This is a genomic window from Pseudoalteromonas sp. S16_S37 (assembly GCF_014694405.1).
In the GTDB taxonomy this organism is placed as follows: Bacteria; Pseudomonadota; Gammaproteobacteria; order Enterobacterales; family Alteromonadaceae; genus Pseudoalteromonas.
On record NZ_JAAUWV010000092.1, the window covers coordinates 1 to 9,419 of the forward strand.

A 9,419-nucleotide genomic window follows, 5' to 3' on the forward strand; every position below is an offset into this window, starting at 1 on the left:
TTTTAGAGGTTCTTTGCGAATAACCACGATAGGCTATTTCAGTTTTGACTTGTTCAATGAGTGTATTCATGACTTACCTCCAAGTTATGGGATAACCCCAAGGTAAGTGTGGCTCAAATGTTCAGAAGAGGATCTCCGCGTAGCGGCTTAGTTCAACAGTGTATTAGCGTGAATTCGCGTTAATGTTCTACCCATTATCCCTACATCACACCAATGATCAAATTTAAATTGTCAAAATATTAGCACGTTAGCATCTATTTTACCCTTCGAAGTTAACAGCAACCAAGGAGACAAAACGAGAATTTACTTAAACGAGAATGAGCCGATTTATATTTGAAATAAAATATCAATCAAGTCATACACATATACAGCTTAAAGCGCTTGGTTCAAATAATTGTGAGAAGAATTAACGGGGTCAATGGTCGCAAACTTCAATGTTATAAATTATACCTGTTGAAAATTACAGGTATAAACTGAGTGTGCCCTTGTATTGTGCACACAAAAAACAAGCTTACCTATGACCAGCCCTCGCCCATCGTTGTTTTTCAGGTGGGCACAAACCTTTTCGTCAAAGCACTAAAACAAATATCCCTCCTACACGTAAGATTTGACAGCTGGGTATTTGTACACAAAGCTTAAAGTATTGTTGAAATATAAATAATAAATCCAAAAGTTCGTAGAGCCGCGCCAAAGAGTCTTGTGTTCGGTTTATCATTCTAACAACAATATGCCCGTTCTACGGCTTGCTTTAAAACTCACGGTTACCGTATACAGACTCCGATGCGACTGAGCCTTATGAAGCTCAGCGGCATAGTATAAGTTAGGAGCTGTTATGCAAGACGCCCTATTCTCTTTGCTATTTATGACTTTGTTATTATTCGGCAGTCCCGGTCCCGCACCGATTTCACTACTCGCCTCAGGCGCTAATTTTGGTTACAGGCGTAATTTGCCGTTTCTAAGCGGTATTCTCACAGGGCTATTGCTGGCGATGGTATTGGTCAATGTTGGGTTAACGCAACTGCTAGAAGCATCACCTAAGTTTGCCTCTGGACTATCGATTATGTGCGTTGGCTACCTCGTTTATTTGGCTTATAAACTCTATGTTCAAGATACTCACCACCAAAACGATGAACAGCTACCTGGATTTAAACAAGGGGTAATACTCAACCTTATTAATCCAAAGGCGTATGCATCGTTGATCACATTGTTTTCTCAATTTTGTGTTGGTGATCAATTTAATACGTTGCTGTTAACGGGCCTAATCTGCATTAGTTTGGTGAGTGTGATTGATGCGTTATGGCTATTGGCGGGTGCTAAGTTGGGGCGAGTGTTTAAGAGCCGCCAGCATATAAAGCGGCTCAACGGGTTATGCTCTTTCGCAATACTTGTGGTGGCTTCAGTGCTGATCAGCCATTAAGGCTGACGTTCAAGTGCTGCACCATAAAAGCCATCATACTCTGTGTTAACGCCCGGTAGTAAGCTGACTTCCTCAACGAGTTTAAACTCAGGGTTGTTTGCCAAGAACGCTTGTACTTGTTGCTGATTTTCGCTCGGTAATATCGAGCACGTAGCGTACACCAAGCGACCACCGGGTTTACACATCTGGCTATAGCGCTGCAGTATTTCCCCTTGCAGCGTTATTAAGTTTTCGATGTTGTCATTTGCCAACTGCCATTTAGCGTCTGGATTACGGCGCAGTACACCAGTACCAGAGCACGGCACATCAAGCAAAACGCAATCGAACTTGTCTTTTAAGCGCTTTACGGTTTTGCTATTTTTTATAAGGCGCGTTTCAAGCATGTGAACACCCGCTCGTTTGGCGCGTTTTTTGAGTATATCTAGCTTGTGTTGATGAATATCCATCGACAACACATAACCTTTATTTTGCATGAGCGCAGCTATGTGCAAACTTTTACCACCAGCTCCTGCACAGGCATCAACTACTCGCTGACCCGGCTTTACATTTAACAGCGGCGCTATATGTTGAGAGCCCGCATCCTGCATTTCAAACCAGCCTTGAGAAAACGCATTGGATTTAAACAAGTGCCCATATTTTGTTACCTCCAGAGTATCGGTGTCTGGCAGTAACTGACATGCTATATTTTCGCGTGCCAGTTCTACTTGCAAAGCGGGTGCATTCGTTTTAAGCGTATTGGTTCTTAAGTAGGTTTTAGCTGGTATATTTAACCCTTGCGCAACGCTCAACCACTGCTCACCAAGCTCGTTAGAGGCTCTTTGCCATAACCAATCGGGGTAACTGTTTACTTGCGCACACGTTGCGTTATCTAAATTGCCAATTAACTGCTCAACATTCAGTTCGGCAAGTTCACTCCAATCAGGTAATGTTTTTGAGTTAAGTAGTTGATATGCCCCCCAAACATGCCACAAAGAAGGACGCGCATCATCGCCGCCAAGTGCAACAACAAGCTTGCGCCACCAACGAATAATATTGTAGGTGTCTGTAACAAAGGTTTGCCTATTTGTAAGGTCCCAATACGTTTGTTCACCAAGCACTCGCTCGATCACTTTATCTGCATATTGCTCGGTAAACATAATTTGCTCTAGGGCAGAAATTTGCGCTTCTGCACATTGACGATCTGCGTGCACAGACAACCTCATTTATTCAAGATAACAGTGCAGATTGTAACTTTTTTTCCGCATGACAGCGAATAAATCTAACTACATATTTCTTTGCTAGTCGCAGCTTTTTGTCTCTTTTTTCTCGTCAGGAAGCCGCGAAAGCCAACCTCTTTATTACCAATATAACAATTATTTACATAACTATTATTGTCTCAGATACAGTATCAGATATCATAACGCTAATACCAAGGCTTACGTAACCAAAAACATTTATTACAGACCGAACTGTGAGTGATATTTGAATGAGGGTAGAGATAACGCAAAGCATGGATGATTTTTGTTGAACTAGCCTACTCTACGTTTAACAGCAAAGCCGATAGTGCCCGCTATCGGCTTTTTACTGAGTGTTATCGAGCAGTGTTATTTAACATCTCGAATATACTGCCAAGGCTGTGAAGAGTCTGGTGTATTGCCTTTAGTCCACCATTTCGCTTCATATATCTTATTTTTATAGCTAACTTGGTCGCCTTTTAAATACACTTTACTTGCGTCCCACGCAGCTACGCCTCCAACTGGTGGCTCGTCATCTGGTGGCGTTAACTCATCAACCACTCTTACTTGTGGCCAACTTGCATGAGATTTATAAAAGTTCGTTACACACTTTTCATAATCTCCTGGTACTAATGCTGAATAAGCCGTTTGATAGCCAACTAACTTACATTCAAACGAATAACCACCTGGTCTGTCAGAATAGTAGGCCCAATCACCTTCCCAGTTGGTGTAAAGTACATCAGTTGCACCGTTAAGGTTTAAACTTCCGTACGGTGTTTGTTGCCAGCACGTGTTCTCTTCATCGGTTTCAATTGGAATATTGTAATAGTGTGCTAAGCCTTCCCAATAGCGAATACGATTAACTGGCTGACCTTTATTTTTGTTTTGTTCGCCACACTCGATCCCACCGTTGATCACATTAATCGTGGTACCAAATCCGTAGCCAATACCCGCATCCTGCTCACGCTGAGAAGGTGACCAAGTGCGGTCAATCACATGTAGCATGGCTGGTTTTGGTGCTTGCGGTGTTAAAAAGAACCAAATCGCAGATGCCAAATTCAACCAAGAGTCTGCCACCAGCCCAGGGTTATTAAGCAGAACAGTGGCATCACCATCAAACATCACTTCTGAAAATGCACCATAATTAAAGTGATAAGAAAGCTGCTTGGCACCACGACCGAAATAGCCTTGCCCTTGCGCACACGGCCAGCGTCTATTTTGCCAATCATTTTGACCACATCCTGTCGTATATCCCGGTTGACCTTCTGACCAACCCATTTCACGTACATGAACTAAAGCTTGCTGCCATTCTTCTAATCCTAACGGATTATCTGAGATATTATCCTTTGCAATATGCCCACCGGTCTCTTGTGAAAAGTGTGCAAATGCAGTCACGATTGATTTTTTACAGATAGCATCAGCGTTACGGCCATCCGTGTACTCACCACAGAACGCAGGAAATTTACCAATCGCTCTTAAAAAACGCGTATAGGTATATTCAGGAGCTGCCATATTTGTTAAAAAGTCCCACTCAGCTTGCGGAAAAACACGCTCCACACGTTTTACGTTGCTAGGGTTATCACTTTTTCCCGGTGAAATTGCTTCAACAATGGCATTACTTTTTGTTTCTAAAGCTTTTGCCCAAGTGGCATACATAGGATTACTGGTTTTAGCAGCAACCGTTTGTTGTAGCTCAGCTTTTGATATTAGGTAGCCACCAGGATTTTGCGGATCAGGCTCAATCGTCATTGCACTTACAGATGAAATAGCCGCTAAATTAAGCGCTACCACCATAGGGGTTAATTTAAACATGTTATTCTTCCTTCTTTATATGTTGTATCGAGTGAGAAACAAAAAATTCACACTGGATTTAAGAGTATTAACCAAATGACATCGCTGTCAACGACTTTATGTGAAGGAATGTAACAATCAGCTTGCTTAACAAGTGTTCAAAATTATCGACGAAGAGGTATAGCTTTTTAATTTCTAAGTAAAATTCTCACAAAACTCACCCTGTCCCTACATTTTCATGGAGATTTATTATTAAATTCACAGTAAGGTAAGAAAGTAGCAATTAAGCAGGTAAACAGTATGGTAATAACACAATTAGGCCCTGAGCATTTTGCAGCAGTGGTTAAACTTGCCAATCAAGTGCATGGAGATAACTACCTTGATATGCCCGGGATAGCTAAAATGGTAGAACTTGGCACCAAGTTTGACATTAATGCCTGTTTTGTTGCCTTAGATGGGCAAGATAATTTACTCGGTTTTAGAACCAGTTACGCTGCTGAGCAGTGGCCAATTGACAAGTGGAGCACACCTAAAGCATGGCCAGTACTGCCGTCACAGATGGCGTATTTGAAGTGTATTGCTGTGGCACCAGAAGCTCAGGGACAAGGCATTGGCCCAAAACTCCTGCACGCTTCCGTGGTTGCATTAAGGCAACAAGGGGCTTTGGCAGGTGTTGCACACCTTTGGAAGCAAAGCCCAGGCAATAGTGCTGTAAAATATTTTACCAAAGCCGGTGGCAAGCTGATAAAAATACACGATGATCGCTGGTTAGAAAACTGCATTAATGATGGTTACGTTTGCACAATCTGCGGTAACGAGTGCCACTGCCAAGCAGCTGAAATGGTACTAATGTTTTAAATTTAAGAAAAAGAATAATATGAGCCCGAACTATTACGACCCGCTAACACATACACACTGTCAAGCAAGTGGCTATGCGCCAAGCTACTGGGCTAGTACAACTAGTTTACCAGTTCCTAACCCAGCACCAAGCACGAGCGCACATTATGAAGTTGCGATCATTGGTGGTGGTTTTAGTGGCTTACTTACAGCCTACTGTCTTGCTCATTATTTCAACATCAGCTGTTGTGTGCTTGAGGCCAATCAAGTTGGCTTTGGTGCCAGCGCCCGTAACGCAGGTTTTGTGTTAAAAGGGTCTGGACGTTTGAGCTACCCACAAATGGCTAAAAAGTGGGGAATGGATGTTTGCAAAGGTATTTATGACGAATTCAGTGAAGCTGTTGCTCGTGTCGAGTCGTTGATAACTGAACACAACATTGACTGCCAACCACAAGCTAAAGGTTACTTGAAAATCGCCCACAATCAAAAAGCAATGCAAAGCTTAAAAGCACAGGCAGACTTTTTAAAACAACTTGGGACGGATGACGCACAGTTTTTGACAACATCAGAGCTTGAACGTGATTACATGCTAAACCAACAAGCGTTTGGCGCAATGCGTTTAGCGGATGGATTTGGTGTGAATCCTTTAAAATTACTGCTGGGCTATCGAGATATCGCATTACAAGCGGGCGTCAAATTATACGAAAATGCGTTGGTGACCAAGGTTGATTCATCCTCAAATCGCCATACCTTGTACGTTAACGATACTTTTTTAACGGCTAACAATGTGGTTTACGCGGGCAATGCCTATAACAATAAACAATCACATTCACTCATTAATAATCGCTATCTCCCTATTCTGAGCAGTATTTTAGTAACTCGCCCGCTGACCGAAGAAGAGCTAAGGCTTACAGGTATCAAAACACACCAAGTGACTATGGATACCCGTACTTTAAAGTACTATTACCGCTTACTGCCTGATAAGCGTATTTTATTTGGTGGCCGCGGCGCCGTATTTGCCAAACATCAAGACTCCCCTGTCTACCTGAATAACTTAAAAAAGGGGCTTGCGGAGAGCTTTCCAACTCTTAAAAACATTGATCACGATTACTATTGGAATGGATTTATCGCTGCCGCTTTGGATGATATGCCGCATATTTGTTTACAAAATAACGTGGGATATATTCTTGGCTACTGCGGTGCCGGGGTATCATTTAGCGCACAAGCTGCATATCGTATGGCGCAAATGCTCGCCAAACAAGCGGTGCCAGATTTACCTCTGTATCAAACACCTTTACCCTACTTACCGTTTGCAAAGTTCAGGCGCTTTGGGCAGCTTGCGTATTATCAATATGCGCAAGTTAAAGACAAGCTGGGCTAACCCCCTGCTTGCTCTTGTCATATGAATGATGTAATTATTTAATTTCATGTAAACAAATTGGAAAAACAAAGTACACAAAATACGCGTTTAATATACCTGCTTATAAAATTTAACTAAAACAACAGGTATATTATGAAAACGACAATCGCACTAAGCCTTTTGGCACTTACGTCAACACTCACTTTAGCCCAAGAAGTTGAGTCTGTTACTTTGTTAAACAATGTAGAGCACATCGAAGGGGAAGGCGTTACCTTCGAAAAAGCAGTCGTTGAAGTTGCAAAAGTGAGCGACACACTCGTTACAACTTCTACTACTTATTACAATCCACGAGTATGGGTGGGTGGCTATTTAGATAACTTTTTTGTTAATTATCTTAACGGCAACCAATTTTGCACAGAGCGAGGCCACCGTGAAGAAGTAAGCGGTAGCACAATAAAGTGTGGCGAAGATGAGTCATCATATGCAGAATACAACTGGTACTCAAAGAAATGGGAAAACAAAAGCACTGGTAGCAAAAACCAGTGTTACCCTCTATACGCAACAATAAAGTGCCAATAATAAGATAATTTATGTTTTAAAAACGAAAGTGCAGTGCGCTTTCGTTTTATCTTTGTTATTTCCATACCATTTTCGTATATTTTTGCCCTTCTAAGAATATCCCTTGCATCAGTTAACCTTTCCTGTTTTATTTATCTGTACAAACACAATCCAGATTAGGGACATCTTATGCAACACTCTGCACTCACCTTAGCCGTTTTAAGTGCTCTGCCGTTACTCAATGCTGCTTCAGCAGTGGCAAATGAAAACCAAATTGCTGCGTGTAACTTTACAATACCATCATCACATTATTTAGTTGATGGGCTCGCTATGAACATTCAACCTGGCGATACTATTTGTTTAGCCGCCGGTGAGCGCGGTCCGTTGAAACTAAAAAACATCAATGGCAGTGCTGAACAGCCGATCATTATCCGCAATGCTGATGGTGTAGTGACTACCAAGCCGTATGAGTACAGTATTGCTGTAGAGCAATCAAAGTGGCTAAGACTAACCTCAGTATCACCTGAACCTTCACAGCCTTATGGTATACGCTTAGGCGGTACACTGAGCATTGGCCAACTCAGTGAACAAGTAGAAGTAGATAATATCGAAATTTACCGCGCCCGCTTTGCTGGCATGCTTATCAAAACAGACCCAAATTGTGACCCTGCTACTTGGGCAGAAAACTTCACTATGAGCGGTATTAACATTCACCATAACTACGTTCATCACACCGAAGAAGGTGAAGGCATGTATGTTGGCTATACAGGCAAAAGCCGTAAACTTGAGTGTAACGGCGTAGCTACTACTGTTTATCCACATAAACTAGAGAATGTGCGTATACATAATAATAAACTTGAACAAACTGCCGCAGATGGAATTCAGCTAAACTCTGTAAAAGGCAACGCGCAAATTTACAGTAACAAGATTTACCGTACCGGCGTCAGTCCATTTGCCCCTGTTTGGCAAAATACCGGTATTCAAGTAGGTGGTGATGACGTGCAAATACGCGACAACTTAATCTATCGCAGTGGCGGTAATGGTATGATGCTCGACGGTGATAACCTTCAAGTCATTAACAACAAAATTATTAATGCCGGAGAGAATGGCATTTTTGCACGTAACGCCGCACAGCAAAACTCGCTGGTAAGCGGCGGATTACCACATGTCTATAAAGATAACCTCATTATTCAGCCAACAACCTATGGCCTGACACTGTATGCAACCAATACCGCTTCAGCACACTTGATAAGCGATAACACTATTGAAAATGACGGCAGATTAGATGCCGCAAGTCGCCCAATGACTTTCTCATTTTTAAATGATCAAGTTGAACGCCAAGTGCTCAATAACAAACACTATATTGTTGAAAATGTGGAGTAACATTGTCACTCTATTGAAGAGAAAACTCAGCTCTCTTTAAGTTAACAATTAGTGATGCAGCGTCAGCTGCATCACTAAATTACGCTACAGTGTTGATTTTGAGTCAAGCTGAGCTAGTTCTTTTTGCAAGTATTGCTTTTGTGCCTCGCTTGCAACGCGCTCAATAGCAGACTTAAGGAGCTTTTCGGCTTGTTTGATTTGGCCGTTCTTCTTAAGAGCTTCAGCCCATAATCCGTAAATATACTCGTCATTTGGAAAATACTGACTGTTTACTTCAAGTAATAAAGCACCAAGATGAGGATGCTTGGTTAGCTCATCTTCTGCCAGCTCATAATAGCCATAGCGACTGAGCTCAAGTGCTTTAAATAAGCGACTTAAACGCGTCAAATAGCCACTTTTTTGTGATGCATCGTACCCAACCTAAGGTATCCCCAAAACTAGTGTTTATATATCAATAAGATGGAGATTTTAGAAATTTTGGAAAATATGGGGAACATTCATGATGTTTAGTGATCTTATGAATCGCTAAATAAAAAAGAACAACATAACACCATGAATGCTGATACTATTTTGCACAATATGCTACGCGCTGTCACTCCTGATTTAATGCACAAGGCCAGATTTAACACACTGCTTTCTTCCGTAAATTCTCTTCTGCGTTGTCAGCAATGTACTCTGACTTCGATTGGGCGCAATCTGGCGTCAAAAACAACTGAAAAGCATGACATTAAACGCATTGATCGGCTGCTCAGTAACCATGAGTTATTACGTGAATCGACAACGGTTTATGTTCGTTTATGCCGTCTTGTGGTGACCGAAAAGCATCCGGTCATTTTGGTGGACTGGAGTCACGCTGATA

General features: G+C 41.9%; 8 protein-coding genes and 1 pseudogene. 6 read left to right on the plus strand and 3 right to left on the minus strand.

What is annotated here, in order from left to right; genetic code table 11:
* Positions 1–832 precede the first annotated feature (832 nt).
* Positions 833–1,417 (plus strand): LysE family translocator, encoded by a 585-nt coding sequence (locus tag HC733_RS21170; RefSeq protein WP_190366968.1) that lies wholly within the window; start codon positions 833–835, stop codon positions 1,415–1,417.
* Here the strand turns inward: HC733_RS21170 and HC733_RS21175 are convergent.
* Positions 1,414–2,607: an RsmB/NOP family class I SAM-dependent RNA methyltransferase gene (locus tag HC733_RS21175; protein ID WP_342366049.1), complete on the minus strand. Its 1,194-nt coding sequence runs from the start codon at positions 2,605–2,607 to the stop codon at positions 1,414–1,416. The genes HC733_RS21170 and HC733_RS21175 overlap by 4 nt on opposite strands.
* 393 nt (positions 2,608–3,000) lie before the next feature.
* On the minus strand, positions 3,001–4,443 hold the full coding sequence (locus HC733_RS21180; protein ID WP_190366970.1) for a chitinase: 1,443 nt from the start codon (positions 4,441–4,443) through the stop codon (positions 3,001–3,003).
* A gap of 279 nt (positions 4,444–4,722) precedes the next feature.
* Between HC733_RS21180 and HC733_RS21185 the strand changes: the two genes are divergently transcribed.
* The 4 genes from HC733_RS21185 (at position 4,723) to HC733_RS21200 (ending at position 8,560) form a co-directional block, all read left to right on the plus strand.
* On the plus strand, positions 4,723–5,280 hold the full coding sequence (locus tag HC733_RS21185) for a GNAT family N-acetyltransferase (RefSeq protein WP_190366971.1): 558 nt from the start codon (positions 4,723–4,725) through the stop codon (positions 5,278–5,280).
* Between the two features lie 19 nt (positions 5,281–5,299).
* On the plus strand, positions 5,300–6,640 hold the full coding sequence (locus HC733_RS21190) for an NAD(P)/FAD-dependent oxidoreductase (RefSeq protein ID WP_190366972.1): 1,341 nt from the start codon (positions 5,300–5,302) through the stop codon (positions 6,638–6,640).
* A gap of 132 nt (positions 6,641–6,772) precedes the next feature.
* Entirely contained in the window at positions 6,773–7,198 is a 426-nt protein-coding gene (locus tag HC733_RS21195) for a hypothetical protein (protein WP_190366973.1), read from the plus strand.
* Between the two features lie 168 nt (positions 7,199–7,366).
* Positions 7,367–8,560, plus strand: coding sequence for a right-handed parallel beta-helix repeat-containing protein (locus HC733_RS21200; RefSeq protein ID WP_190366974.1), 1,194 nt, complete (start codon positions 7,367–7,369; stop codon positions 8,558–8,560).
* A gap of 84 nt (positions 8,561–8,644) precedes the next feature.
* On the opposite strand, the gene HC733_RS21205 is transcribed toward HC733_RS21200, so the two are convergent.
* The gene (locus tag HC733_RS21205; protein ID WP_190366975.1) at positions 8,645–8,947 is read right to left on the minus strand and encodes a hypothetical protein; all 303 of its coding nucleotides are present in this window, start codon (positions 8,945–8,947) and stop codon (positions 8,645–8,647) included.
* Positions 8,948–9,112: 165 nt separating this feature from the next.
* Here HC733_RS21205 and HC733_RS23290 point away from each other — a divergent pair.
* Positions 9,113–9,419, plus strand: a pseudogene (locus tag HC733_RS23290) (IS4 family transposase); the annotation flags it as partial.